We start from the raw sequence: 24,648 nt of genomic DNA on the forward strand, positions 1-24,648 counted from the left end.
ATGAAAGCAAGCAGCACGTGAAAGCAATCGACATGAGGAGCGCCGTGCCGACGTCCATCGCCACCGAAAGCGTCTCCGAGGTGTTCTTCCGGCTGGGACGCTGGTGGAGCGACGCACTGTCGCAGGGTCTGCTCGACAACGACATCGCGAGCCTCGAGGGCTGGCGTGTGCTGGGCGCCCTGCGCAGTGGCGACGGCTTCACGATGACCGAAATCGCCACGGCGATGGGTATTCCGGCGCCCTCGCTGACGCGGATCGTGGACAAACTCGTCGACGGCGGGTTCGTGTTGCGACGCGTCGACGCGACCGACCGCCGCCGCGTGCTGATCCACCTGTCGGTGCGGGGCAAGACGAAGGTCCGACGCCTGGCGCGTCAGGAGGCGGCGGTCAAGGCGATGCTGGTCGACGAGTTCGGCGAGGACGATGCCGTGCGTCTGATCCGCACGCTGGCCCGGGTGGTCGAACTGCCGCTCGAGACGCGCTGATTTTCGAAACCAGAACAGTCACGCAACACCGCGGTAATGCGACACCGCGACGATGGGCGCACGGAGGAGGCGCTGCGATGGACCTGTCATCTCCCGGCATGCGCCGGGACACCATCGACATCGCGCTGGTCATCCCACGCAGCGGGTCGGCGGGCATCTACGGTCCCTCGTGCGAGGCGTGTGCCGAACTGGCGATCTCCGACCTCAACGACACCGCGGGTCTTCTGGGCCGGCCGGTCCGGCTGATCCCGGTCGACGGCAGCCGAGCACCCGCGGCGGTGGCCGCAGAAGTCGGCGCCCTGGTGGCGCACGGGATGATCGACGCCGTCACCGGCTGGCACATCTCGCCGGTTCGGCAGGCGCTGGCGAAGGTGACGGCGGGACGGATCCCATACGTGTACGGGCCGCTCTACGAGGGCGGGGAGCGCACCCCGGGGCTGTTCTTGACGGGGGAGACGCCGTCACGCCAGCTCCTGCCCGCCATGGACTGGATGACCGCCGAGTACGGCGTCGACCGGTGGATCGTCATCGGAAACGACTACATCTGGCCCAAGCAGACCGGCGCGGCCGCCCGGTGGCACGCCCGCGCGCAGGGCCGGCCACTGGTCGACGAGATCTACGTGCCGCTGGGTACCGAGGACTTCAGCGCTGCGATCCGCCAGGTCGAGATCAGCGGTGCGTCGGGGGTCGGGGTCGTGCTTCTCCTGGTCGGCGGCGACGGCGTCGCGTTCAACCGGCAGTTCGCCGGTTGCGGGCTGGCGGCGTCGGTGCCGCGGCTCAGCCCACACGTCGAGGAGAACATGCTTCTGGCCAGCGGATCTGACAGCAACGACGGGCTCTTCGCTGCCGCAGGCTATTTCGAGGCGCTGAACACCGCGGCCGGGATGGAGTTCGCGGCCCGCTACTACCGCCACTTCGGGCCGGCGGCGCCCGCGCTCAACAGCATCGGCGAATCCTGTTACGAGGCAATCACGTTGCTCATCGCCCTCGCGCGGCGGGCCGGTTCGCTGGACGTGGCGGCGATGACCCTGGCCGCCGAGAACCTCACCTACATCAGCCCGCGTGGCGAAGTGTCGATGTCGGGCAACCAGCTCAACCAGGACATCTACGTCGCCGAGGCGTTGGGCCTGGACTTCGAGGTGCGCGCCCGGATCTCCGCGGCCTGAGCCCGGGGGGTAACCCCCACCAGCGCCGGGGGCGGGCATGGTTGAGCACCGGCGCCGTCCCCGCCACGATGGACTGTGTGTCCACACCCTGGCATCTGATGACACGCGTCGCCTTCCGGTTCTGCGTCGTCTATTTCGGCCTGTTCTGCCTGCTGTTCGCGCAGATCGTCTTCGTCTATGCGGGGGTCCTCACCCGGATCCTGCCCGCTGACGCGGTGATCTGGCAGTTGACGCTGATCGAGCCGGCGCTGACATGGGTCGGACAGCACGTCTTCGGTGTTCACGCGGTGCTGCATCGCGATTCGGGCAGCGGCGACCAGGCCGTCATCTGGGTGATGCTGTTCGTGATCGTGGTGATCGCGATGCTGGCCACGGCGGTGTGGTCGGTCCTCGATCGCCACCGCCCGGACTACACCCGCCTGCATGCCTGGTTCTGCGTCTTCCTCCGGTTGTGTCTGGGCGGGCAGCTGCTGTTCTACGGCATCGCGAAGGTGATCCCGACCCAGATGCCTGCCCCGCCGCTGGCGGCGCTGTTGCAGCCGTTCGGTGAGCTGACCCCCGCCTCGGTGCTGTGGCTGCAGGTCGGCACCTCGCTGCCGTACGAGATCGCGCTCGGCACAGTCGAACTCGTGGCCGGGCTGCTGCTGTTCTGGAATCGGACGGCCACGCTCGGCGCGCTGCTCGCCGCGATGGCGATGGCTCAGGTGTTCCTTCTCAACCTGAGCTACGACGTCCCCGTCAAGATCTTGTCCTCACACCTGCTCCTGCTGAGCATGTTCCTGCTCGCGCCGCAGGCCCGCAGACTCGCCGATCTGCTGATCCTCCAACGTCCCGCCCAGGCCGCGACCCAGCCGCCGTTGTTCGCCGACGCGCGCCGGAATCGGCTCGCCGCCGCCGTGGTGGCCGTGCTGGGGGTGTGGGCGCTGGCCGGCTGCCTGGTGAGCGGTGTGGCGGCCTGGCGGGACTACGGCGGTGGCCGGGCGAAGCCCGAGCTCTACGGCATCTGGGAGGTCACCGATCCCGGAGTCGAGGACAGCGATTGGCGCCGTGTGGTGTTCGACGCCCCCGGCGTGCTCACCTACCAACGAGTGGACGGCGCACTGCGCGACGCGCCGATCTCCGTCGAGCCCGACGGCACGATCAGGGCCGACGGACTGCAGCTGCGCCCCCTGCGGCAGGGCCCGGATCGGCTCGAGCTGGACGGCCGGATCGCGGATCGCCCGCTCACCCTGAGGCTGCAGAGAGTCGATCCTCAGTCGTTCCCGTTGTACAGCAACGGATTCCGCTGGGTGCAGGACTACCCGCGGTTCGCCGGGCAGATCAGCTGACGACGATGCGGAAGACCGCGGAGACCGATTCGCCCGGCTCCACCTCGCGGTACCCGCCGCGGCGCAGCGCGTCGGTGGGTGCGGCCATCGGCTCGAAGCAGATCACGTCGTCCTCACCGGGTGCGAAGACCTGTGCGGCCGTGAAGCCCTCGTCGTAATGCACCTCGATGCGGCGGCCCCCACCGGAGACCGCGAACACCGAGCCGGGCGCGACCTCGTCGAAACCCTCGTCGATGAACTTGTCGCCCAACAACTCTGAGGCCGCCGGCCCCGCTTCGACGCGTCCGGTCGGGATTCCCCAGGCGTTGACGGGTTGATAGCGCATCGCCGGCGTCTCGACGAGCCACTGCGCCCGCGGCACCCCCGGCAACTGCAGGTACGGATGGAACCCGAAACACAGCGGCACCCGCGCACCCGTCGTCGCCGTCACCGTCGTCGTCACGGTCAGTGTGCGGTCACGCAGCGTCGCATCCAGCGTGAGCAGGTGGGGGAACGGGAACGTGGTCAGCAACGCGGGCCGCGCCGCGAAATCCAGTTCGGCGGTGATCTGGGACTCCAGCGCCGTCGTCACGGTCCAGTCCGGATATGCCGCCAACGTCCCGTGGATCGGCACCCCGTGCTCGTCGGTGCGGACCCCACCCGTGCCCGGCGTCAACGTCACCACTGCGCCGTCGACTCCGTAGCCCATGCTGCTCAACCGGTTGGCCCACGGATAGAGGATCGGGATGCCCATGGTCTTGTGGTTCGACACATAGGCCTGCAGACCCCGCCGCTGGCCCAGCAGTTCCACCCCGTCGTCGGACAGTGAGCTGGCGACCATCCCGGCGGCCGGAACGTAGGTGGCGGTCAGCGCGGAGGACGGATCACGAAGCGTCACGGTTTCGAACGTGTCCATGGCATGCGATCCTGCCACGTACTGTCAGCTCGCCAGGGGATCGTGGCGAATTCGGTGCGCAGGCGCGCCTTTCGCGATCAGCGCGGCCTTCGTGGCGGCCACCATCTCCGGCCGGCCGCACACCAGTATCTGGCGGTCTCCCCAGCTGCCGTAGCGGGTCACCACCTCGGGTAACCGCCCGGTCTGACGGACGTGCAGGCCGCGGGGCGGGGTCACGTCCGGATACTGCGCCGCCCACGGCGGATCGAAGTCGAACTCCGACACCGGTGTCACCGACAGCCACGGATTGGTCGCCGCGATCTCCCACAGCGTGCGCAGATCGTAGAGCTCACAGGGGTGCTTGGCGCCGAAGAAGAGATGCACGCGCGGGTTCTCCCCGAACCTGGTCAGGTCCATGATCAGGGCCCGCAGCGGGGCCAGCCCGGTGCTGCCGGCGACCATCAGGACGTCGCCGTCGTCGCGGTCGACCTCGAGCGCCCCGTGGGGGTTGGACACCCGCCAGCGGTCACCGGGGCGCGCCTCTCCGACGATGGCCCTGCTGACCATGCCGCCGGGTACCGACCGCACGTGGAACTCGACGTAGCCGGCCGGATCCGCCGGGATCGACGGGCTCAGGTAACGCCACCGCCGCGGCCACTGTGGAACCTGAACGGGGACGTACTGGCCGGGGTGGTAGCCCAGCGCGTGATCCATCTTCAGCCGGATCACCGACACGTCGCGGGTGGGCCGCAGGTGTTCGAGGACCGTGCCGTCGCAGAACGGGGGGCTGGTCTCCGCGTCGGCCGCGCCGCTCATCACGCCCACCATCAGCGACAGGACGTCGTTCACCGCTTCGGAGAGCCGCCGGTCCCAGCGGTCGGCCAGGTGGTTGCGCAGCGTCGTCAGCAGCGCGCTCTGCAGGGTCTCGTAGTGCCCGGAGGTCACGCCGTACTTGCGGTGGTCCCGCCCGAGCTGGGCGAGGAACGACACCGGTTCCTCGGCCCGCTGGGCGATCAGCTCGTCACACAACCAGCTCAGGGCGTGTCCGAACACCTTGCGCTGGGTGGCCATCTCCGGGGGGAAGAGGTCGCGCGCCGACTGATCGGTGGCGAACCAGCGGGTGTAGAAGTCGCCGACCAGCGCATCGTCGCCGACGTCGAGCGCATCCCGAAGGATGTGCATCGACTCGCGATCTTCCAGGCCCACGCCGCACGATCCTAGGTCACCTGCGGCCGGGTCACCTTACAGGCCGTGAATGCCCTTGTAGAGCACCAGGATTCCGATCACGATGAAGATGGCGGCGACCAGGGCTGCGTGTTGACGCTCCAGCCAGGCCCGAACCCTGGCCAGGGCCGGATCGAGCCGCTGCCCGGACACGGCGTAGGCCAGCACCGGCAACGCCACCGTGCACCCGGCGACCAGCACGTACCAGGCCTCGGCGATCCACACGGTCGGGACGTCGATGCCTGCCGAGCCGATCGCCAAACCGGCTGCGGCGCACAGGAACAGCACCTTGGGGTTGACGACGGTCAGGGCGAGCGCGGTCGCTGCGGCCTTGGGTGGGGTCAGGGAACTCATCCGGGTCATCCAGCCGGGCATGTGCTCGGACTTCGCGCGGTTGATCCAGCGGTACCCGCCGAGGGCGATCAGCGCAGCGCCGACGACGATCCGCAGCCAGGAGGCCCAGCCCGGGGGCTTGGTGCCGATACCGCCGATCAGGTTCGACAGCTCGAGGAACACCGAGGTCAGCGCCGCGAGCCCGACTATCCAGCCGAGGAGGAAGGCCAGCCCGGTGGGCCGGGGGCGCGGGGTCTGCAACACCAGGACCGCGGGGATGATCGTCAGCGGGGAGAGCGCGACGACGAGGCCCAACGGGACGAGCTCGGCCAGCACGGATCCCCACGACACCGGCAAAAAATAGCAAAGCCCCGCCGCTATCGTCGTCTAATGACTCAGCCCGGTCCGCGCCCGGCGACAGCGGTGACGGTGTTCCATGCCGACGGTGACGACGCGGAGTTCACCCGGTGGGCCGGCGAGCTGTTGGCCTCGGCGCGTGACGCGCGAGGACACCTGTCGGGACGTGTCTCCGACGTCTCCGATGTCACGTCGGATCGTGCTGTGGCCGTTGCCTTTTCCGATGACGCGGCGCTGCACCGCTGGCTCGATAGCCCTCACCGCGCGGACGTGCTGCGCGACGGTCGGTCGCGGGGATTCTGGACCGCGACCGCCGACCTGATCACCTCGGCCGACAATCTGGACGCCTCAGGAATCGGCGTGTTCGGGCACGTCGTCGCCGCCGGTCATGACGACGACTTCCGGGCCACCCAGGCCCGGCTCTCCCGCGCGGCGGCCGCGCTCCCGGGCTATCTGGGCACGGTCCTGGTGGCGGGCGAGCAGGACGGCGAGTGGACCTCGATCGTGCGGTTCCGCACCGGCACGCAGCTGGCACAGTGGCTCGCCTCCGCCGAGCGCGGTGCCGCACTGGAGCGGATGCGCACCACTTTGAGCAGGGACTTCAGTACCGGCACCACGCCGTTCGGCACCACGGTGCGGGTGCAGGACGGCCGGACGTTGATGACGCCCAACTGGAAGTCGGCGATGTTGGTCCTCGCCGTGCTCTACCCCACGGTGATGCTGCTGTCACGCTTCCTCGGGCCCGTCGTCGATCACGCGGGTGCGCCGCCGTGGCTGGGCCTGTGGATCAGCCAGATCGTCAGCATCGTCGCCATGCAGTGGTGGCTCATGCCCGCGGCGTCCCGCCCGCTGCGGCGGTGGCTGGACCCGGTCGACGGCGCCGGCACTCGAGTGAGCGCGGCGGGCGTGGCGGTGCTTCTCGCCGTCTACGCGGTGACGCTGACGGTGTTCGCCACCGTGCACGAGCTCCAGTTCTGGGATTACGCGTCGTGACGATGAGTCCCGGCGGCGCCGACGGTCAACACGGTATGGCTTTCACCAATCTCCTCGCCGTCCTGCCCGTCGCCGACGTCGAGACCAGCCGCCCGTGGTTCACCGCGCTGTTCGGCAGGCCCGAGGACAACAACCCGATGCCCAGTCTGATCGAGTGGCAGGTGCTGCCGGGAGCGTGGCTGCAGGTGTTCTGCGACGCGGACCGCGCCGGATCGGGACTGTTCAACCTGGCCGTCGACGACCTCGATGTCACGCTCGCGGAGCTCCGGGCGCGCGGGCTCGAACCGGGCGAGGTGGTCGAGGCCAACAAGGGCGTGCGGTTGTCGGCGCTCACCGATCCGGACGGGAACACGATCACCGTCATCGGGGGATTTCGCGTCCAGTACTAGGCGCCGTCGAACCGGTTCTGTCCGAGGCTGTCGACGAAAGCCGGTCCACGCGAACCGAGTTCGCGTAGATAGTCGTCGGACCACGACCCGAAGGGGTGATGGGCCAGGTACTCGTTGCGGAACCGGTCGTCCTCGGAGACCTCGGTGGTGCAGAACGCGGGGATCGCGAGATCGACCACCGGGCCGTCGCGTTCCACCTCGGACATCAGCAGGGGTGCGTTGGCGCCCAGGAAACGGTCGATGACCCACCCGTCCTCGCCGAGCCAGACCGACGAGCGGATCTTGACCACGACATGGTTGGCCCGCGAGACGATCTGGCCCGCCACCAACGGGTCGAGTTCGCGCTCGGCCTCGTAGCGGGTCCCCCCGGCGGCGGGGCCCTTGGCGGTCATCGTGCCCATGGCCTCATCGCCCAGAGCCGTCACCAGCTGGGCCGGCGTCGCGTCCAGATCGGCGGGGGCGGGCCCCTGCACGCGCACCCGCACCGCGTAGCCGTCGGAGACGAACAGATAGGCCTGCGCGATCAGCAGCGGGCTGGGGTCGGACGCCGCGACGGCCGGCATGTCGCGAACGAAGAATTTCCGTTCGAACTCGAAGTCGCCGATGTCAGACATAGTGCGACGTTAACCCTGGTCATGCTCACGGGTGGGGACGTGGCGTTCGTGTCCACCAGGACATTCGGTGAGTCACCACCTGCCGGCTGCGACGTCCTCGGCGGCGTCGGCCGCATGCTGTGGACCGCCCTGCCCGCGGATCTCGGCGCGCACGGCGTCCAGGCGCCGCCGGATTGCCGGGTCTGACGCCACCTCCAGGACGGCCCGTCCGAGTTCCGCCGGGTCGGGTGGGTCCGCGCGCAGATGACGGCCGACCCCGATCTCCTCGAGCCGGTCGGCGTTCGCCGGCTGGTCGACGGCTTGCGGGAGCGCAACGGTGGGGACGCCGAACCACAGCGCCTCGCTGCACGAGCCCATGCCGGCGTGCGTGACGAAGGCATCGGCGTGCGCGAGCACAGCGGGTTGGGGAACGCGGGGCCGGATCTGGACCCAGTGGGGGATCGGCCCGAGCTCGTCGGCCGACGTCGTCGTGCCGATCGCGATGCTGAGCCGCCAGCCGGTGCCGTCGAGTCCGTCGATCGCCGCGCGGTAGATGTCCGGGCGCTCGGTGTACGCGGTGCCGAGCGCCAGCAGGGCCAGCGGTCCGTCGCCCGGCGGCGGTGTCCAGTCGCCGGGCTCTTCCCGACGGGGGTCCAGGCACGGGCCGACGAAGCGGTAGCGATCCGAGACCCGGTCGGCGTGGCGCTGCATGATCCTCGGGATCAGCACGAGGCATCGTCTCGGGATACCGGTGACGTCCTCGACCGTCAGCGACGTCCCCGCTGCGGCCAGCCATCGCTCGAAGGTGTGCCGGTAGTCGACGCCGCTCGGGCTGCCCATCAGCGGGTCCAGGATCGCTGCCATGTCGTCGTAGTAGCCGTCCCAGGCCACCTCGCTCGGGGACAGCTGCGCCGAAGGGACACCCCACAGCTCGGCGGCGACCGGGCCCGCCATCCCGCCGATGTCATAGAGCACCAGGTCGGGACGGTCGGTGTCGAAGGCGCTCCGCAGTTGCGGGAGGACATGGATGGCCTCGTCGAGGAAGATCCGCATGCCGGCGACCGGGTCGTCGTCGTCGAAGGCCGTCGGCGCCCCGGGTGCCCCGGGCAGCACCGAGCTGCACGAGACGACGTCGGCACCGGTGGGTTCCACCAGCGATGACAGGTGACCACCGACGGCGTAGCTGACGCGGTGCCCACGGTCGACCAGCTCACGGATCACGGCAAGGTGGGGGTACATGTGGCTCGGCGCGGAGGCCGCGACCACGAGGATGTGGAGTCGGCGTCGGGTCGGCACCGACGGATTGTCGTCGGATCAGCGTGGGTGTGTCATCCGGATTTCCGGGGAGCCGTATCGGTGACGTTCGGCCCCTGGTGCCTCGCCGACAAAAAAGTTAAAGTTGAGCGGAACAGACTCAAGGTTGTCCGCGTTGATTCTGTCGACAAGCAATTTTCCGGGCCACTCGTGTGGCCCATCGGACCTGAAAAGGAGTGTCGTGGACTCGTTCAACCCGACGACCAAGACCCAGGCGGCCCTGACGTCGGCGCTGCAGGCGGCAACGGCCGCGGGCAACCCGCAGATCACGCCCGCTCACCTGTTGATGGCGCTGCTGACGCAGAACGACGGCATCGCCGCCCCGCTGCTCGAAGCTGTCGGCGTCGAACCCGCGACCGTGCGCGCCGAGACCCAGCGTCTGCTGGACCGGCTGCCCAGCGCCACCGGATCGGCGTCGCAGCCGCAGCTCTCGCCGCAAGCCGTCGCGGCGATCACCGCCGCGCAACACCTCGCCACCGAGATGGACGACGAGTACGTCTCCACCGAGCACCTGCTCGTCGGTCTGGCAACGGGGGATTACGACACAGCTAAGCTGCTGACCGGCCACGGCGCGTCTCCGCAGGCGCTGCGCGAGGCGTTCACCAAGGTCCGCGGTAGCGCCCGGGTCACCAGCCCCGACCCCGAGGGCACCTATCAGGCGCTGGAGAAGTACTCCACCGACCTGACGGCGCGTGCCCGCGAAGGCAAGCTCGACCCGGTCATCGGCCGGGACACCGAGATCCGTCGCGTCGTGCAGGTGCTCTCCCGTCGCACCAAGAACAATCCGGTGCTGATCGGTGAGCCCGGCGTCGGCAAGACCGCGATCGTCGAGGGCCTGGCCCAGCGCGTGGTCGCCGGCGACGTGCCAGAGTCGTTGCGCGACAAGACTGTTGTGTCCCTCGACCTAGGCTCGATGGTCGCCGGCGCCAAGTACCGTGGTGAGTTCGAGGAGCGCCTCAAGGCTGTCCTCGACGACATCAAGAACTCGGCCGGGCAGATCATCACGTTCATCGACGAGTTGCACACCATCGTGGGCGCCGGCGCGACCGGTGAGTCCGCGATGGACGCCGGCAACATGATCAAGCCGATGCTCGCCCGTGGCGAACTGCGGCTGGTCGGCGCGACCACGCTCGACGAGTACCGCAAGTACATCGAGAAGGACGCCGCCCTCGAGCGGCGCTTCCAGCAGGTGCTGGTCGGCGAACCGTCCGTCGAGGACACCGTCGGCATCCTGCGTGGGCTCAAGGAGCGCTACGAGGTGCACCACGGCGTGCGGATCACCGACTCCGCGCTGGTGGCCGCCGCGTCGCTGTCCGACCGGTACATCACCTCGCGCTTCCTGCCCGACAAGGCCATCGACCTGGTCGACGAAGCCGCGTCCCGGCTGCGCATGGAGATCGACTCGCGCCCCGTCGAGATCGACGAGGTCGAGCGCCTGGTGCGCCGCCTCGAGATCGAGGAGATGGCGCTGTCCAAGGAAGAGGACGCCGCGTCGAAGGATCGGCTGGAGAAGCTGCGCGCCGAGCTGGCCGACCAGAAGGAGAAGCTGTCCGAGCTCACCACGCGCTGGCAGAACGAGAAGAGCGCCATCGACGTGGTCCGGGACCTCAAGGAGCAGCTGGACCACCTGCGCGGTGAGTCCGACCGGGCCGAGCGCGACGGTGATCTGGCCAAGGCCGCCGAGCTGCGGTACGGCCGGATCCCCGAGGTCGAGAAGAAGCTCGAGGCGGCTATCCCGACCGCTCAGGCGCAGGAGAACGTGATGCTCAAGGAGGAGGTCGGGCCCGACGACATCGCCGACGTGGTGTCGGCGTGGACCGGAATCCCGGCCGGCCGGATGCTCGAAGGCGAGACCGCCAAGCTGCTGCGCATGGAGGAGGAGCTGGGCAAGCGCGTCATCGGGCAGCGCAAGGCCGTGGCTGCCGTCTCCGACGCGGTGCGCCGGTCGCGTGCCGGTGTCGCCGATCCGAACCGGCCGACGGGCTCGTTCATGTTCCTGGGCCCGACCGGTGTCGGCAAGACCGAGCTCGCAAAAGCGTTGGCGGAGTTCCTGTTCGACGACGAGCGGGCGATGATCCGCATCGACATGAGCGAGTACGGCGAGAAGCACTCGGTGGCTCGGCTGGTCGGTGCGCCTCCCGGCTACGTCGGCTACGACCAGGGCGGTCAGTTGACCGAAGCCGTCCGGCGGCGCCCGTACTCGGTGATCCTGTTCGACGAGATCGAAAAGGCTCACCCGGACGTGTTCGACGTGCTGCTGCAGGTGCTCGACGAGGGCCGGTTGACCGACGGCCAGGGCCGCACGGTCGACTTCCGCAACACCATCCTCATCCTGACGTCCAACCTGGGCGCCGGCGGAACCGAGGAGATGGTGATGGCGGCGGTGCGCTCGGCGTTCAAGCCCGAGTTCATCAACCGGCTCGACGACGTGATCATCTTCGACGGGCTCAACCCTGAAGAGTTGGTCTCCATCGTCGACATCCAGCTCAACCAGCTGGCGAAGCGGTTGGCTCAGCGGCGGCTCACCCTCGAGGTGTCGCTGCCGGCCAAGAAGTGGCTCGCCGATCGCGGTTTCGACCCGCTGTACGGGGCTCGGCCGCTGCGCCGGCTGGTGCAGCAGGCCATCGGCGACCAGCTGGCCAAGATGCTGCTCGCGGGCGACGTGCACGACGGCGACATCGTGCCCGTCAACGTGAGCCCCGACGGCGACCGGCTCGTGCTGGGATGAGCGCTCGCGCGAAGACCCGACAGCTGGGCTGATTTTCAGCCCGCGACCAGACACAAACTCGCGTGTTTTCCGCCGAAAGCACGCGAGTTTGTGTCTGCTGGGCCTAAGAAAAGGCCGTGCTCGGGAGGTCCGTGTCGTCGCCGAGCAGCGCCTCGACGATCCGCCCGGCGACCGCATCGGGGTCCAACCCCTCCGGTAGCCGCGGCGGGTCGCCCGCGATCGCCCGGTTCGCCAAACCCGTCTCGGTGTGCGGCGGCCGCACGTCGACGACGCGGACCTTGCGCCGGCGCGCCTCGCTACGCACCGCGGTGAACAGCGCTGCCGTCGCCGCCTTGACCGCCGAGTACACCGCCATGTTGGCCAGCGGTTTCTCCGCGACCACCGCGCTGATGCCGAGGATCACCCCACCGGGCTCGAGCGCCGGCAGCGCGGCGCGCATCACCCGCAGCGGGGCCAGGAAGTCGACGAGCACGAGGTCGTCGACGGTGTCGTCGTCGATGTCGGTGAACGGCCCGAACGCCACCACACCGGCCGCGATGACCACACCGTCGAGCCGGCCGTGCCGCTCGCGGGCCGCCTCGACCACCGTGCGACCGGCGTCGGGCTCGCGCAGATCGGCGGTGACGGCGTGCGCCTCCGCGAGCCGGCCCAGCGCGTCGGCGTCGCGACCGGTGACCGTCACCGCCGCACCGCGGTCGATCAGGAGCCGCGCGATCCGCGATCCGAGCGCCCCGCTGGCGCCGACGACGAGATAGGCCTTGCCGCTCAGATCGCTCATCGGGCCAGTATGCGTGGCCAGCGACGACGAGAGATCCTGCAGAAGGTGACCGGGTTGTGACCCATTCGGATTCGGACCGGACCGCTGAAAGCGGATACTCTGGTCGCAATGGTTCCGCTCTGGTTCACGCTGTCCGCACTCTGTTTCGTGGGTGCGGCAGTTCTGCTGTACGTCGACCACGACCGCCGCCGCGGTCTGGGCCGGCGTCGTAAGTCGTGGGCGAAGTCGCACGGCTTCGACTACGAACCCGAATCCGCCGACATCCTGGACCGGTGGAAGCGCGGCGTCATGTCGACCGTCGGTGACGTCACGGCCAAGAACGTCGTGCTCGGACAGATCCGCGGCGAGGCGGTGTTCATCTTCGACCTCGAGGACGTCGCGACGGTGATCGCGCTGCACCGCAAGGTCGGCACCAACGTCGTCGTAGACATGCGACTCAAGGGCATCAAGGAGCCGCGCGAGAGCGACATCTGGCTGCTCGGAGCCATCGGGCCTCGCATGGTCTACTCCACCAACCTCGACGCCGCCCGGCGCGCCTGCGACCGTCGCATGGTGACGTTCGCCCACACGGCGCCCGACTGCGCGGAGATCATGTGGAACGAGCAGAACTGGACGCTGATCAGCATGCCGGTGACCAGCACCCGCGCCCAGTGGGACGAGGGCCTGCGCACCGTGCGCCAGTTCAACGACCTGTTGCGGGTACTACCGCCGGTGCCGTCGGCCGCCGCCGGGCAGCCCGTCGCCCGGCGTAGCGGGTCTCCGAGCCGGCCGCTGAGCCCGCCCCCGCCCCGCCCCGAGCCGCCGCGCCGTCCGGTGCCCCCGGTGCCGCCCGGCCAGCGCAACGGCCGGCAGTCGCCGAACTATCAGCGGTAGCTATCCTCTGGGCATGTCCCGCCCTGTCGCCCTGATCACCGGGCCGACCTCCGGAATCGGCGAGGGTTTCGCCCGTCACTACGCCGCCGACGGCTACGACCTGGTGCTGGTGGCCCGCGACACCGCCCGACTCGACCGGTTGGCCGCCGATCTGCAGCAGCGGCACGGCACCGCCGTCGAGACCATCACCGCCGACCTGTCATCGGTGACCGACCGGGACGCGGTCGCAGAGCGGCTGCGCGCCGGGGTGCGTGTCCTGGTCAACAACGCCGGATTCGGCACCGCCGGGGAGTTCTGGTCCGCACCCTACGAACAGCTGCAGGCGCAGCTCGACGTCAACGTCACCGCTGTCATGGCACTCACGCACGCGGCGCTGCCGTCGATGGTGGCGGCCGGTACCGGCACCGTGCTGAACGTCGCCAGCGTCGCGGGGCTGCTGCCCGGCCGCGGCTCGACGTACTCCGCGTCCAAGGCGTGGGTGGTGTCGTTCTCCGAGGGACTGGCCAACGGGCTGACCGGCACGGGTGTCGGTGTGCACGCACTCTGCCCGGGGTTCGTGCGCACCGAGTTCCATGCCCGCGCCGGCATCGACATGGCCGGCACGTCCTCGTTCCTGTGGCTCGAGGTCGACGACGTCGTCGCCGAGACGATGTCCGACATGGCCAAGGGGAAGGTCGTGATCATCCCCGGCCTGCAGTACAAGGCGCTGACCACCGGCGGGCGGATGGTGCCGCGCACCCTGGTGCGCGCGCTGACCCGAACCGTGGGCAAGGGCCGTGGCCGGACCTGAGATGCCGTGCGACTGATCGCGCTCCTGGTGGTCCTGGTGCTGACCGCCACCTCCTGCTCGAGTGACGACGACCGTCCCGATGTGTATTCGGCGCTGACGGCGACGATCGGCGAATCGCTGGCCGTCCTCGGCTGGAACATCTCGGTGACCGACCTGCGTTTCGACGCCGACTACGTGCTCGTCGACATCGACGCCGCGCCGGCGCAGCAGGGCGCACCCCACACCGCGCCGAAAGACATCCGCTTCGGCCTGTACGGGGCGCTCGACCACCCCGTCGAGGCCAACGTGATCGGCGGCTGTGACGACGTGACAACCCTTGCGCTGCAACCGGTTTCGTCGCAGGACCAGGATCGGATGTCGGGCACCGTGTGCATCGGGCCGTTCCGCGACCAGAACCAGGTCCGCGGGGTGTACGCCTATTCGCCGCGCGACCGCATCGCCGGCTCGACGGTCGCCTACCCCGTCGCGTTCCCCGTCGGGCTGCCCGAGATCAACGCCAACGACACCGGGCTGGACCTGACGACCACCAGCCTGGACGCGTTCCGCGCCGATGGCGCCGCGCTGAACCCGACCGCCCTCGGCGATCCCGAGGCGTTCAGCGGCAAGGGCTACATGCTGATCGGGCTCGACGTCAGCGGCCTGGCCGCGCGATACCGCGACGACGCCGCCGCCCGCGGCGGCCCGCTGATGGTGGTGGCCGCGCCGACGGTGCAGGGCCGGGGCCTCAGCCACGCCTGCGACGTCTACGGCGCGTCGGTGCTGGTGCTGCCCGAGGCGTCGCGCGACGGGGTGCACGTGCGGGCGTCGTTGTGCACCCAGGGTGAGATCAACCAGGCGCTGCTGTACGCGACGGTGTCGGTGGTCGGCACCCACGCCGCGCTGTGGACGCGCTGATGGGCGAACCGACCGGCCCCACCGAATGGGGCGAGGGGCCCGGCGTCGGTCCGTGGCCGGGTCCGCTGCCCGACGACCCCCGTTACGACCCGAACCTGTTGCGCGACGGCGACACCCGCAACGTCGTCGACGCGTACCGGTACTGGACGCGGGAGGCGATCGTCGCCGACATCGACTCCCGCCGGCACTCGTTGCACATCGCGATCGAGAACTTCGGCAACGACGCCAACATCGGCGCCGTGGTCCGCACGGCGAACGCATTCGCCGTGCACACCGTGCACATCGTCGGCCGGCGGCGCTGGAACCGGCGCGGCGCCATGGTGACCGATCGCTACCAGCGTCTGCGCCACCACGACAGCACCGCCGCGCTGCTCGACGCCGCCGCGCAGGACGGGTTGACGCCGGTGGCCGTCGACAACGTGCCCGGTGCGGTGCGCATCGAAGAGGTCACGCTGCCGCGGGCGGCCCTGCTGATCTTCGGCCAGGAGGGGCCCGGGATCACCGATGACGCGAAAACCGGTGCGGCACTGACAGTCTCAATCGCGCAGTTCGGCTCCACACGGAGCATCAATGCGTCGGTCGCCGCGGGGATCGCGATGCACACCTGGGTCCGGCAGCACGCCGACCTCGGCCGGGCCTGGTGACTTCAACAGAATCCAGACGCCGACCGCCGAGGTGAGCAACAGCAGTGCCCCGACGCCGGAGGCGATCGAGAGCCCGTGGGTGAATGCGGTGCGCGCCGCGTCGACCAGGCCCTCGGCTTGCGCCGGCGGTAGGTCCCGAGCCGCCTCGAGCGCGTGCGGCAGCGAGTCGCGGGCCTGCGCGGTGGCCGCGGCCGGGATGGCGGGAGACAGGGTCACAGTGCGGTAGACCGCGGTGACGATGGAGCCCAGTACCGCGATGCCCAACGCCATGCCGAGTTCGTACGCCGTCTCCGAGACCGCCGCTGCCGCACCGGCGCGCTCCTTCGGAACGCTGGCCAGGATCACGTCGCTGGCGACGGTGAACGCCAGACCCAACCCGATGCCGACGACGAACAGTGCGATGCCCAGCGGCAGATACGGCGCGATGGGGGTGAACACCCGCAGCGAGACCATCATCCCCGCCATCGCGACGCCGACCAGCGCGAGCCCGGCGGTCAGGACCGCCCGGTGCGAGACGTAGCGCACGAGCACACCGGCGAGCACGCCGAACACCGTCGCCGTCAACGCGGCGGGCAACTCGGCCAGCCCGGCCTTCAGCGGACCGTAACCGTGCACCAGCTGGAAGTACTGCGACAGGAAGAACACCAGCCCGGACAGGCCGAGCACCGACAGGAGGTTGCCCGCGACGACGCCGGAGAATCTCGGGTTCGCGAACAGCCGGACGTCGATCAGCGGGTGCGGCAACCGCAGCTGCCGCCGCACGAAGGCCACCAGCGCGGCAGCGCCCAGAACGCCCGCCACCACCACGTCGCCACCGAGCCCCTCGGAGAGGCTCGTGAAGCCCTCCTTGATCGCGTAGACGACGCCGATCATGCCGACCATCGACAGCGCCACACTCGGCAGATCCCACGGACCCGGCTCCGGATCACGGTGCTCCGGCAGCAGCAGCACGCCACCGACCACGAGGACCACCATCACCGGGATGTTGATCAGGAACACCGAACCCCACCAGAAGTGTTCGAGCAGCACGCCGCCGACGAGCGGTCCCAGCGCAGCGCCCGCGGAGAACGTCGCGGCCCAGATGCCCACTGCGATACTGCGTTCGCGCTGATCGGCGAACAGTCCGCGGATCAGCGCCAGCGTCGCCGGCGCCAGCGTCGCGCCGGCCATGCCGAGCAGGACTCGGGTACCGATGAGCATCGGCGCGGTGGCCGAATAAGCCGAGAGGGCGGAGAACGCGGCGAATGCTGTTGCGCCGCAGAGCAGTAACTTCTTGTGGCCGATGCGGTCGCCGAGGCTGCCCATGCTGATCAGCAGTGCGGCCAGCACGAAGGAGTAGATGTCGCCGATCCAGAGGATCTGCGTTCCCGTCGCATCAAGGTCGGCGCTGATGAACGGTGTCGCCAGGGCCAGTACGGTGCCGTCGATGCCGATCAGCAGCACGGCGAGAGTGAGGACGCCGAGAGCGAGCCAGCGGCGAATCATGAGGTACGTACTCCGTTCAAGAGAAGGTCGATGATCAGTCGGGTGCCGTCGCGGGCGGCGACGCGGCCGGCGCGGATGGACCAGTCGGTCGCGGCGACGAGGCTGTAGAAGGACTCGGTGAGCCAGGCGGCGGGAAGATCGGGCCGGAAGACGCCGTCACGCTGCCCGCGCAGGAAGAGCTCGCTGATCGCGCCGTCGACCTCATCCCACACCTCGATGCAGGCGGTCACGTCGTCCTGGCTCTGGCTGTAGAGCAGCGCGAGGTAGGGGGCGATCGGCTCGCAGGCCATCACGAGCCGGCGCAGCGCCTCGTCGGCGGGCCCCTCGTGCAGACGGACCGCGGCCAGTACCTCGCTCATCTCCCTGATGGCGAGTTCCTCGAGCGCCGTCATCAGCGCGGCGCGGCCGGAGAAGTGCCGGTGCAGCGTCGCGCGGCTGACGCCGACCGCCGAGGCGATCTCGTCTTGTGTCGCGTTCGGCCGCCGGCCGAGGTAGTCGGCGGCGGCGCGCAGCAGATCTTCGCGCGTTGACATGAGACGACTATAGCTCACGTGAGACAAATTTGTCTCATGGCTTTTGGGGGAGCCTGTGAGGCAGGATCGACCCATGGATCAGATGTGGGCCAACCGCGCCGCCAGCGCCGAGGCTGCGATCACCCGCCGTCATCTCCGCAAGCTCTGGGGGTTGCCGGGCACGCAGCTCGGCGTCGTGGCGTGGCCCGCGGCGGGCGGCCAGCGGCGCTTCGGTAAGTGGCACTACTGGTGGCAGGCCCATCTGATCGACAATCTCGTCGACGCGCAGGTCCGCGATCCGCAGCCCGAACGTCTGACCCGCATCACCCGTCAGATCCGCAGCCATCGGTTGCGCAACATCGGCCGCTGGACCAACGACTACTACGACGACATGGCCTGGCTGGCGCTGGCGCTGGAGCGCGCCGCCCGGCTCGCCGACGTGGCGCGACCCAAAGCGCTCGACACCCTCGCCGACCAGTTCCTCACCGCGTGGGTGCCCGAGGACGGCGGCGGCATCCCGTGGCGCAAACAGGACCAGTTCTTCAACGCCCCCGCCAACGGTCCGGCAGGCATCTTCCTGGCCCGGATCGAGGGCAGGCTGCGACGAGCCCAGCAGATGGCCGACTGGATCGACGAGACGCTGATCGATCCCGAGACGCACCTGGTCTTCGACGGCATCCAGGGCGGCTCGATGGTGCGCGCCCAGTACACCTACTGCCAGGGCGTGGTGCTGGGGCTGGAGACCGAACTGGCGGCCCGCACCCAGGACCCGCGGCACGCCGAACGCGTGCATCGGCTGGTCGCTGCGGTGGCCGACCACATGGCCCCCGACGGTGTGCTCAAGGGCGCGGGCGGCGGCGACGGCGGCCTGTTCCACGGCATCCTCGCGCGCTACCTGGCGCTGGTGGCGACCGACCTGCCCGGCGACTCACCGGACGACGAGGCGGCCCGCACGACCGCCGGATCGCTGGTGCTCTCCTCTGCGGAGGCAGCCTGGGAGAACCGGGTGACGGTCGAGGACCTGCCTCTGTTCAGCGCGTTCTGGGAGCGCGAGGCGCAGCTGCCGACGGCTACCTCGGGTGACGCCCAGTTCGTCGCCGGCGCGGTGAACTCCTCGGAGATCCCGGAGCGCGACCTGTCGGTACAGCTGGCAGGGTGGATGCTGATGGAAGCAGCTCACACCGTCGCCGGTCAGCCGTGACCGAACCCGCCACCCAGTCACGCGGTTTCCCGCTGCGGCCCTCGCGGCTCAGCCGCGGCTCCACCACCAACAAGACCACCGACAACACCGCCGCCGCGCTGCTGCTGTTCGCGACCGTCATCGCGATCCTGTGGGCGAATTCGCCCTGGGCCGAGGCGTATTCGGCGCTGCTGCACACCGGGGTCGGCTTCACGGTCGGTTCCTTCCACGCCGAGATGTCGGTGCAGCACCTGGTCAACGACGCGTTGATGACGTTCTTCTTCTTCATCGTCGGACTCGAGGTGACCCGCGAATTCACCATCGGCGAACTCACCGACCGGTCGCGCGCCGCGGTGCCCGTCGTCGCCGCGATCGCCGGGCTCGTGCTGCCCGCGGTCGTGTTCCTCGCGCTCAATCCGTCGGGGGAGAACGCCGCGGCCTGGGGTGTGGTGATCTCGACCGACACCGCGTTCCTCGTCGGCGCGCTGGCGATCATCAAGCCGGTGTTCCCCGCCCGGGTGCGGCTGTTCCTGCTGACCCTGGCCGTCGTCGACGACGTCGGCGCGCTCGGCGTGATCGCGCTGTTCTACTCCGATGCGATCCAATGGGTGCCGCTGCTGGTGGCCGCGGCGCTGCTGGCCGCGCTGGCCGCCGTCCGCTACCTGCCGAAGGCGCACGGACCCGCCTACACGGTGCTCGGTGTGGCGCTGTGGATCGCGCTGTACATGGGTGGCGTGCACCCGACCCTGGCCGGCGTGGCCGTCGCGCTGCTGATCCCGGTGTTCACCCCGGAGCGCCAGCCGGTGGAACGCGCGGTCGAGCAGATTCGCGCGTTCCGGCAGTCGCCGAATTCGCTGTACGCCCGCGCCGCCAGCCGCTCGCTGCAGGACTCGATCTCGATCAACGAGCGGCTGCAGACCGCGGTCGGACCCGTCGTGTCATTCGGCATCCTGCCGCTGTTCGCGCTGGTGAACGCCGGGGTGAAGCTCGACGCGGCGAGCGTGGGTGCGGCCCTTCGGTCGCCGCTGACGTGGGGCATCGTCGCCGGCCTGGTGATCGGCAAGTTCATCGGCATCACCGGGGCGACGTGGTTCATGCGCCGGACCGGGCTGGGTGTGCTGGCGCCGGGGCTGACGTTGCGACGGATCATGGGCGGGGCGGCCCTGTCCGGCATCGGCTTCACGATCTCGCTGTTCATCGTCGACATCGCGATCGAAGACCCGGGCCGCCAGGACCAGGCCCGCATCGGCGTGCTGGCCGCGTCGGTGCTGGCCTTCGTGTTCGGCTGGGCGATCTTCCGGATCACCGACTGGCTCAGCCCGCCCGAACCCGTCGGCCTGCATCTGCTGCGGCCCGTGGACCCGGAGCGGGACCACCTGCGTGGCCGGCCCGACGCACCGCTGACGCTGGTCGAGTACGGCGACTTCGAGTGCCCGTTCTGCAGCCGCGCCACCGGAGCCATCGACGAGGTTCGCGAGCACTTCGGCGACGAGTTGCGCTACGTATGGCGGCATTTCCCGCTCGAGCGCGCGCACCCGAGGGCGTTCGACGCCGCCCGGGCGAGCGAGGCAGCGGCGCAGCAGGGCCTGTTCTGGGAGATGTCGCGGCAGCTCTTCGCGCATCAGGACCATCTCGACTGGTCGGACATCTACCGCTACGCGGTGGCGGCGGGCTGCGACATCGAGCAGTTCGACAACGACGTGCGGCTGCACTCGTCGAAGGTGCTGCACCGGGTGACCGACGACGCCGAGGACGCCGAGGCGATGGATCTGAACGCGACGCCGACGCTGTTCGTCAACGGCATCCGGCACAAGGGGCCGTGGGACGCGGCGAGCCTGATTCGCGCGCTCGAGCAGCGCTGATCCCGAACGCAACCAATGCCGCGGCGATCGCGGTGAGCGCGAGGCCTGCGACGGTGACTGCCTCGCGGAACTCCATGGTCTGACTCGCGGTCCAGTGCGCGGCGGTGATCGTGCCGGTGAACATCGCGGCCAGGATCGTCCCGCTCACAGCGATACCGACGCCGGACGTCACCTCACTCGACGTGTCGACCAGAGCCGTCCCGATCGTGGTCCGGTTCTCGGGCAGCCCGCGCAACACGTTCACCGCGGCGACAACACCGACCACACGCAGGCCCGCCGCAACGAGCACGAGCGCGGTCGCGACGAACGGATAGCCGAAGCGGCCGAGCACGGCATAGACCGCGAGCCCGAGCACGACCGCCGATGCGCTGAGCCACGCGGCGCGCTCCGGCCCGACCCGCTTCACGAACGGCCCGACGACGAAGCTGCCCGCGATCAGCACCGCGACCTGCGGCAGCATCCCGATCGCGGCGAGCGCCGGCGGCCAACCCCAGTCGAGCTGGAGCTGCAACGTCACCAGGTAGCCGAGCCCCGCGATCGCCAACCCGGCCGCGGCCTTGAACGCCAGCCCGCTCGCCACCAGCGGGTACGCCACGAGCTGCAAAGAAATCAGCGGAAAGCGTGCGATCCGCTCCCGGATCACGAAAGCCACGAACCCGGCCAGAGCCAGGCCTGCCGTCGTCCACGGCAACCACGCGCCGGCGCCGTCGTCGACGAACAGCGTCGGTGCGACCAGCGCGCACGCGATCGCGACCGTGCCGAGGACGCCGCCCGCAACGTCCAGTGGATCGCGATGCAGCTCCTCGAGTCGGTCGGCAGCGATACCGACGCGAACGCCCACGATCGCCAGCAGCGCGATCGGCACGTTCACCAGCAGCAGCACCTGCCACGGCGCGACCTCGACGACGAAGCCGCCGACCGTCGGGCCGATCGCGAGACCGACCAGCCCCACGGTCGAGATCAGCGTGATCGCCCGCATGCGCAGGGTGTCGTCGTCGAACAGCCGGAAGGCCAGCGCCATCGCGCCCGGTGTCGTCATCGCCGCCGCCACACCGGTCAGCACGCGCACGGCGATGAGCTGTTCGGCCGTCGTCACGAACGCGGTTGCCAGGCTCGCGGCGGCGAGCAGGGCGAGGCCGAGCAGCATCACGCGACGCCGTCCGACCCGGTCGGCGACCGCTCCGAGCGCCAGCATCAAAGCGCCGAACACGACGGCGTAGGCGCCCGTCACCCACTGCAGTGCCGTGGTGGAGGCGTGCAGGTCGCGGCCGATGGTGGGCAGCGCGACGGTCAGGATCGAGTTGTCGAGCATCTCGAAGAGGAACACGGCCGACAGGCCGACGAGAGCGGGCCAGGCTTGGGTGAGCGAGCGAGGAGAGACAATGCTCGGAGTCGTCATGTCACTAAGCTAAGTGACTAAACTAAGTGAGTCAATATAGTGAGGTGCGATGCCCAGGACCTCGGAGCGCGGCGGGCCGCTGACGCGCCGCAAGATCTCGGATGTCGCGACCCGGATGTTCCTCGATCGCGGGTTCGACGAGGTGACGGTCGCGCAGGTCGCCAAGGAGGCCGGAGTCTCGAGCGTGACGGTGTTCAAGCACTTCCCGCGCAAGGAGGACCTGCTGTTCGACCGCGTCGACGACGCCGTTGAGATTCTGCGTGGGGCGGTGCGTGACCGCGCCCCCGACACCTCCGTGCTGACGTCGCTGCGCGACGCGGCGGTCCGTCTCGTCGACGAGCGGCATGCGCTCTCCGGCGTCAAAGACGGGTCGATCCCGTTCTATCGGACCGTCGCCGGATCACCGGTGCTGATCGCGCGGCTGCGGGAGATCGCCGCCGAACTCGTGCAGGCGCTGCGGGACGCAATCGACGCGGACCCCGACTTCACTGGCAACCCGGACCTGTTCGCCACGCTCGTCATCGCCGGATACTCCACCGTCCTGACCGAAACCGCACGGCGCGTCATCGACGCAGGTTCACCGGATCCCGTCGTCGAGGATCATCGGCAACGCCTAAGCGGGCTCTTCGATGCGCTGCAGAACGGGCTCGGCCAGTTCTGAACGGCAGGTGCGGGCCAGCTCGTCGAGGCGGATGTCCAGCACCGCGGCGAGCGCCGCGACGGTGGTGAACGCCGGGGTTGCGAGCCGACCGGTCTCGATCTTGCGCAGCGTCTCCGGGGAGATCGACGCCGCGCGCGCGACGTCGGCGGCCTTGCGGGCCCCGCGGGCGGCGCGCAGGTGGGCGCCGAGGCGAGCGCCGGCTGCCCGCTGCTGCGGGGTCAGGGGGGAACGCACCATGGGCCAAGGATAAGCCCGGTCTAGAGTGGTATTTCTATACCGTTTTGGGAAGGGGTGTCGATGGTCGAGTTGAAGACGGCGACAGAGGTCGACGCCATGGCCGTCACGGGAGCGTTCATCGCGGAACTCCTCGACGATCTGGCCGGGCGTGCGCAGGTCGGGGTCAATCTGCTCGACCTCGAGCAGCGGGCGCGTGAGCTGATCGCCGAGCGCGGTGCGCAGTCCTGCTATTGGGATTACGACCCGTCCTTCGGCCGCGGACCCTTCCGCAACGTGATCTGCTTGTCCGTCAATGACGCTGTGCTGCACGGGCTTCCGCACGACTACGTGCTACGCGACGGCGATCTGCTGAGTATGGACATCGCGGTGTCGATCGACGGCTGGGTCGCCGACTCGGCGCGCAGCATCATCGTCGGCACCCCGCGCCCGCAAGACCAGCGGATCATCGAGGCCACCGAGCACGCGCTGGACGCGGGCATCGGCGCGGCGCGTCCGGGCAACCGCCTGGGCGACATCTCGGCGGCCATCGGCGCGGTGTGCGCCGAGTACGGCTACCGGGTGAACACCGACTTCGGCGGCCACGGCCTGGGCCGCACGATGCACGAGGACCCGCACGTGTCGAACGTCGGACGCGCGGGCCGCGGGATGGTGCTGCGGCCGGGTCTGACACTGGCCTTGGAGCCCTGGCTGGCTCAGGGCACGAACAGGATCGTCTACGACCCCGACGGGTGGACCATCCGCTCAGCCGACCGATCCCGCGCGGCCCACAGCGAGCACACGATCGCGATCACGGATGGTGCGGCTCGGGTGCTGACGGCCCTGCCTGCTCGTCGGCGTCCATCGGCGGAGTCGGAATGCCGGCCGCCTTCGCAGCCTTCCGCCGCTTGTACCACTCCCAGATCATCGGGGTGATCGACGCGACCGCGATCAGGATGAAGATCGGTTCGAGGAGCTTCTGCACCACCTCGAACTGGCCGAGGCCGTAGCCCATCAGCGTCAGGCCCACGCCCCAGACCACGGCCCCGAGCACGTTGAACGCGGTGAACAGGCCGTAGCTCATCTTCGCCGCGCCCGCGGTGATGGGCGCCAGCGTGCGCACGATCGGCACGAACCGGGCGATCACGATCGCGAACGGTCCGCGCTGCTCGAAGAACAGGTGCGCCTCGTCGAGGTAGCGCTGCTTGAGCACCCGCGCGTTCGGCTTGAACATCGCGGTGCCCAGGCTGCGGCCGATCCAATACCCGACCTGGCCGCCGAGTATGGCGGCGATCGGGATGAACAGCAGCAGCTGCCACAGATGGAAGTTGGCGTCGACCGCTTCGCCGCGCGCGGCCGTACCTGCCGCCAGCATGCCGGCCACGAACAGCAGCGTGTCGCCCGGCAGGACCGGGAACAGCACACCGGACTCGACGAAGACGACGACGAGAATGCCGACGAGCGCCCAGGTGCCGAAGTAACCGATGAGGTTGATCGGGTCCAGGAAATCGGGCATCAGCGCGAGATTGTCGACGACCACGGCCACAAGGGTACCGGCGGCATAAGGTGAGGC

General features: G+C 69.5%; 24 protein-coding genes and 1 pseudogene. 14 read left to right on the forward strand and 11 right to left on the reverse strand.

The window, feature by feature from the left end:
* Positions 1-32 precede the first annotated feature (32 nt).
* From ACZ50N_RS02330 to ACZ50N_RS02340, 3 genes are all read left to right on the forward strand, one after another.
* Complete coding sequence (locus ACZ50N_RS02330; protein ID WP_464474529.1) at positions 33-485, forward strand: MarR family winged helix-turn-helix transcriptional regulator; 453 nt, start codon at positions 33-35, stop codon at positions 483-485.
* A 77-nt stretch (positions 486-562) separates the two neighbouring features.
* Complete coding sequence (locus ACZ50N_RS02335; protein ID WP_048424404.1) at positions 563-1,651, forward strand: substrate-binding domain-containing protein; 1,089 nt, start codon at positions 563-565, stop codon at positions 1,649-1,651.
* Between the two features lie 68 nt (positions 1,652-1,719).
* Positions 1,720-2,979 carry a DoxX family protein gene (locus ACZ50N_RS02340; RefSeq protein ID WP_464475748.1) on the forward strand — a complete coding sequence of 420 codons (1,260 nt, stop codon included), beginning with the start codon at positions 1,720-1,722 and terminating at the stop codon, positions 2,977-2,979.
* Here the strand turns inward: ACZ50N_RS02340 and ACZ50N_RS02345 are convergent.
* Genes ACZ50N_RS02345 through ACZ50N_RS02355 form a run of 3 tightly spaced genes read right to left on the reverse strand, consistent with a single transcriptional unit; the run spans position 2,972 to position 5,767 of the window.
* Positions 2,972-3,874 (reverse strand): aldose 1-epimerase, encoded by a 903-nt coding sequence (locus tag ACZ50N_RS02345; RefSeq protein WP_464474530.1) that lies wholly within the window; start codon positions 3,872-3,874, stop codon positions 2,972-2,974. The genes ACZ50N_RS02340 and ACZ50N_RS02345 overlap by 8 nt on opposite strands.
* Before the next feature lie 24 nt (positions 3,875-3,898).
* On the reverse strand, positions 3,899-5,059 hold the full coding sequence (locus tag ACZ50N_RS02350) for an FAD-binding oxidoreductase (RefSeq protein ID WP_464474531.1): 1,161 nt from the start codon (positions 5,057-5,059) through the stop codon (positions 3,899-3,901).
* Positions 5,060-5,095: 36 nt separating this feature from the next.
* Positions 5,096-5,767 carry a GAP family protein gene (locus ACZ50N_RS02355; protein ID WP_046364426.1) on the reverse strand — a complete coding sequence of 224 codons (672 nt, stop codon included), beginning with the start codon at positions 5,765-5,767 and terminating at the stop codon, positions 5,096-5,098.
* Positions 5,768-5,800: 33 nt separating this feature from the next.
* On the opposite strand from ACZ50N_RS02355, the gene ACZ50N_RS02360 reads away from it, so the two are divergent.
* Both ACZ50N_RS02360 and ACZ50N_RS02365 read left to right on the forward strand, forming a co-directional pair.
* Positions 5,801-6,760: an antibiotic biosynthesis monooxygenase gene (locus tag ACZ50N_RS02360; protein ID WP_172835533.1), complete on the forward strand. Its 960-nt coding sequence runs from the start codon at positions 5,801-5,803 to the stop codon at positions 6,758-6,760.
* A 35-nt stretch (positions 6,761-6,795) separates the two neighbouring features.
* The gene (locus ACZ50N_RS02365; protein WP_073682092.1) at positions 6,796-7,149 is read left to right on the forward strand and encodes a VOC family protein; all 354 of its coding nucleotides are present in this window, start codon (positions 6,796-6,798) and stop codon (positions 7,147-7,149) included.
* Here ACZ50N_RS02365 and ACZ50N_RS02370 read toward each other — a convergent pair.
* Positions 7,146-7,763: a CYTH domain-containing protein gene (locus ACZ50N_RS02370; protein WP_464474532.1), complete on the reverse strand. Its 618-nt coding sequence runs from the start codon at positions 7,761-7,763 to the stop codon at positions 7,146-7,148. The two genes, ACZ50N_RS02365 and ACZ50N_RS02370, sit on opposite strands and share 4 nt — an antisense overlap.
* A 72-nt stretch (positions 7,764-7,835) precedes the next feature.
* The gene (locus ACZ50N_RS02375; protein WP_464474533.1) at positions 7,836-9,038 is read right to left on the reverse strand and encodes a macrolide family glycosyltransferase; all 1,203 of its coding nucleotides are present in this window, start codon (positions 9,036-9,038) and stop codon (positions 7,836-7,838) included.
* A 199-nt stretch (positions 9,039-9,237) separates the two neighbouring features.
* Between ACZ50N_RS02375 and clpB the strand changes: the two genes are divergently transcribed.
* Positions 9,238-11,784: an ATP-dependent chaperone ClpB gene (clpB, locus tag ACZ50N_RS02380; protein ID WP_046364423.1), complete on the forward strand. Its 2,547-nt coding sequence runs from the start codon at positions 9,238-9,240 to the stop codon at positions 11,782-11,784.
* A gap of 103 nt (positions 11,785-11,887) precedes the next feature.
* Here clpB and ACZ50N_RS02385 read toward each other — a convergent pair whose 3' ends face one another.
* Positions 11,888-12,562, reverse strand: coding sequence for an SDR family NAD(P)-dependent oxidoreductase (locus ACZ50N_RS02385; RefSeq protein WP_133412938.1), 675 nt, complete (start codon positions 12,560-12,562; stop codon positions 11,888-11,890).
* A gap of 108 nt (positions 12,563-12,670) precedes the next feature.
* Here ACZ50N_RS02385 and ttfA point away from each other — a divergent pair, with 108 nt between their 5' ends.
* Genes ttfA through ACZ50N_RS02405 form a run of 4 tightly spaced genes read left to right on the forward strand, consistent with a single transcriptional unit; the run spans position 12,671 to position 15,763 of the window.
* Positions 12,671-13,435 (forward strand): trehalose monomycolate transport factor TtfA, encoded by a 765-nt coding sequence (gene ttfA, locus ACZ50N_RS02390; RefSeq protein WP_048424397.1) that lies wholly within the window; start codon positions 12,671-12,673, stop codon positions 13,433-13,435.
* Positions 13,436-13,448: 13 nt separating this feature from the next.
* A complete protein-coding gene (locus ACZ50N_RS02395; protein WP_464474534.1) occupies positions 13,449-14,225 on the forward strand; it encodes an SDR family NAD(P)-dependent oxidoreductase in 777 nt (258 codons plus the stop codon).
* A 6-nt stretch (positions 14,226-14,231) separates the two neighbouring features.
* A complete protein-coding gene (locus ACZ50N_RS02400) occupies positions 14,232-15,119 on the forward strand; it encodes a hypothetical protein (RefSeq protein ID WP_464474535.1) in 888 nt (295 codons plus the stop codon).
* A complete protein-coding gene (locus ACZ50N_RS02405; RefSeq protein WP_464474536.1) occupies positions 15,119-15,763 on the forward strand; it encodes a TrmH family RNA methyltransferase in 645 nt (214 codons plus the stop codon). Before ACZ50N_RS02400 ends, ACZ50N_RS02405 begins: the two co-directional genes overlap by 1 nt.
* Here the strand turns inward: ACZ50N_RS02405 and ACZ50N_RS02410 are convergent.
* Together ACZ50N_RS02410 and ACZ50N_RS02415 are read right to left on the reverse strand one after the other, a co-directional pair.
* Positions 15,656-17,248 (reverse strand): MFS transporter, encoded by a 1,593-nt coding sequence (locus ACZ50N_RS02410; protein WP_464474537.1) that lies wholly within the window; start codon positions 17,246-17,248, stop codon positions 15,656-15,658. The genes ACZ50N_RS02405 and ACZ50N_RS02410 overlap by 108 nt on opposite strands.
* On the reverse strand, positions 17,245-17,781 hold the full coding sequence (locus ACZ50N_RS02415; RefSeq protein ID WP_464474538.1) for a TetR/AcrR family transcriptional regulator: 537 nt from the start codon (positions 17,779-17,781) through the stop codon (positions 17,245-17,247). Before ACZ50N_RS02415 ends, ACZ50N_RS02410 begins: the two co-directional genes overlap by 4 nt.
* Before the next feature lie 73 nt (positions 17,782-17,854).
* Between ACZ50N_RS02415 and ACZ50N_RS02420 the strand changes: the two genes are divergently transcribed.
* Positions 17,855-18,961, forward strand: coding sequence for a glycoside hydrolase family 76 protein (locus tag ACZ50N_RS02420; protein WP_464474539.1), 1,107 nt, complete (start codon positions 17,855-17,857; stop codon positions 18,959-18,961).
* On the forward strand, positions 18,958-20,802 hold the full coding sequence (gene nhaA, locus ACZ50N_RS02425; RefSeq protein ID WP_464474540.1) for a Na+/H+ antiporter NhaA: 1,845 nt from the start codon (positions 18,958-18,960) through the stop codon (positions 20,800-20,802). Before ACZ50N_RS02420 ends, nhaA begins: the two co-directional genes overlap by 4 nt.
* Here the strand turns inward: nhaA and ACZ50N_RS02430 are convergent.
* Complete coding sequence (locus ACZ50N_RS02430; RefSeq protein WP_464474541.1) at positions 20,735-22,201, reverse strand: MFS transporter; 1,467 nt, start codon at positions 22,199-22,201, stop codon at positions 20,735-20,737. The genes nhaA and ACZ50N_RS02430 overlap by 68 nt on opposite strands.
* 49 nt (positions 22,202-22,250) lie before the next feature.
* Between ACZ50N_RS02430 and ACZ50N_RS02435 the strand changes: the two genes are divergently transcribed.
* Positions 22,251-22,862 carry a TetR/AcrR family transcriptional regulator gene (locus ACZ50N_RS02435; protein ID WP_464474542.1) on the forward strand — a complete coding sequence of 204 codons (612 nt, stop codon included), beginning with the start codon at positions 22,251-22,253 and terminating at the stop codon, positions 22,860-22,862.
* On the opposite strand, the gene ACZ50N_RS02440 is transcribed toward ACZ50N_RS02435, so the two are convergent.
* Complete coding sequence (locus ACZ50N_RS02440; RefSeq protein WP_046364745.1) at positions 22,815-23,099, reverse strand: helix-turn-helix domain-containing protein; 285 nt, start codon at positions 23,097-23,099, stop codon at positions 22,815-22,817. The two genes, ACZ50N_RS02435 and ACZ50N_RS02440, sit on opposite strands and share 48 nt — an antisense overlap.
* Positions 23,100-23,159: 60 nt before the next feature.
* Here ACZ50N_RS02440 and map point away from each other — a divergent pair.
* Positions 23,160-23,915 (forward strand): annotated as a pseudogene (gene map / locus ACZ50N_RS02445) (type I methionyl aminopeptidase); the annotation flags it as partial.
* Here map and ACZ50N_RS02450 read toward each other — a convergent pair.
* Entirely contained in the window at positions 23,887-24,591 is a 705-nt protein-coding gene (locus tag ACZ50N_RS02450) for a DedA family protein (RefSeq protein WP_046364759.1), read from the reverse strand. The pseudogene map and the gene ACZ50N_RS02450 overlap by 29 nt on opposite strands.
* Positions 24,592-24,648 lie beyond the last annotated feature (57 nt).

The organism is Mycolicibacterium obuense (genome assembly GCF_055397605.1).

What these genes read in the sequence shown, in the direction of transcription:
- ACZ50N_RS02330 (WP_464474529.1), top strand. Translation starts at nt 33, where the DNA reads ATGAGGAGCGCCGTGCCGACGTCCATCGCCACCGAAAGCGTCTCCGAG.
- ACZ50N_RS02335 (WP_048424404.1), top strand. Translation starts at nt 563, where the DNA reads ATGGACCTGTCATCTCCCGGCATGCGCCGGGACACCATCGACATCGCG.
- ACZ50N_RS02340 (WP_464475748.1), top strand. Translation starts at nt 1,720, where the DNA reads ATGGACTGTGTGTCCACACCCTGGCATCTGATGACACGCGTCGCCTTC.
- ACZ50N_RS02345 (WP_464474530.1), bottom strand. Translation starts at nt 3,874, where the DNA reads ATGGACACGTTCGAAACCGTGACGCTTCGTGATCCGTCCTCCGCGCTG.
- ACZ50N_RS02360 (WP_172835533.1), top strand. Translation starts at nt 5,801, where the DNA reads ATGACTCAGCCCGGTCCGCGCCCGGCGACAGCGGTGACGGTGTTCCAT.
- ACZ50N_RS02365 (WP_073682092.1), top strand. Translation starts at nt 6,796, where the DNA reads ATGGCTTTCACCAATCTCCTCGCCGTCCTGCCCGTCGCCGACGTCGAG.
- ACZ50N_RS02370 (WP_464474532.1), bottom strand. Translation starts at nt 7,763, where the DNA reads ATGTCTGACATCGGCGACTTCGAGTTCGAACGGAAATTCTTCGTTCGC.
- ACZ50N_RS02385 (WP_133412938.1), bottom strand. Translation starts at nt 12,562, where the DNA reads ATGAGCGATCTGAGCGGCAAGGCCTATCTCGTCGTCGGCGCCAGCGGG.
- ttfA (WP_048424397.1), top strand. Translation starts at nt 12,671, where the DNA reads ATGGTTCCGCTCTGGTTCACGCTGTCCGCACTCTGTTTCGTGGGTGCG.
- ACZ50N_RS02395 (WP_464474534.1), top strand. Translation starts at nt 13,449, where the DNA reads ATGTCCCGCCCTGTCGCCCTGATCACCGGGCCGACCTCCGGAATCGGC.
- ACZ50N_RS02405 (WP_464474536.1), top strand. Translation starts at nt 15,119, where the DNA reads ATGGGCGAACCGACCGGCCCCACCGAATGGGGCGAGGGGCCCGGCGTC.
- ACZ50N_RS02410 (WP_464474537.1), bottom strand. Translation starts at nt 17,248, where the DNA reads ATGATTCGCCGCTGGCTCGCTCTCGGCGTCCTCACTCTCGCCGTGCTG.
- ACZ50N_RS02415 (WP_464474538.1), bottom strand. Translation starts at nt 17,781, where the DNA reads ATGTCAACGCGCGAAGATCTGCTGCGCGCCGCCGCCGACTACCTCGGC.
- ACZ50N_RS02420 (WP_464474539.1), top strand. Translation starts at nt 17,855, where the DNA reads ATGGATCAGATGTGGGCCAACCGCGCCGCCAGCGCCGAGGCTGCGATC.
- ACZ50N_RS02430 (WP_464474541.1), bottom strand. Translation starts at nt 22,201, where the DNA reads ATGACGACTCCGAGCATTGTCTCTCCTCGCTCGCTCACCCAAGCCTGG.
- ACZ50N_RS02435 (WP_464474542.1), top strand. Translation starts at nt 22,251, where the DNA reads ATGCCCAGGACCTCGGAGCGCGGCGGGCCGCTGACGCGCCGCAAGATC.
- ACZ50N_RS02440 (WP_046364745.1), bottom strand. Translation starts at nt 23,099, where the DNA reads ATGGTGCGTTCCCCCCTGACCCCGCAGCAGCGGGCAGCCGGCGCTCGC.
- ACZ50N_RS02450 (WP_046364759.1), bottom strand. Translation starts at nt 24,591, where the DNA reads ATGCCCGATTTCCTGGACCCGATCAACCTCATCGGTTACTTCGGCACC.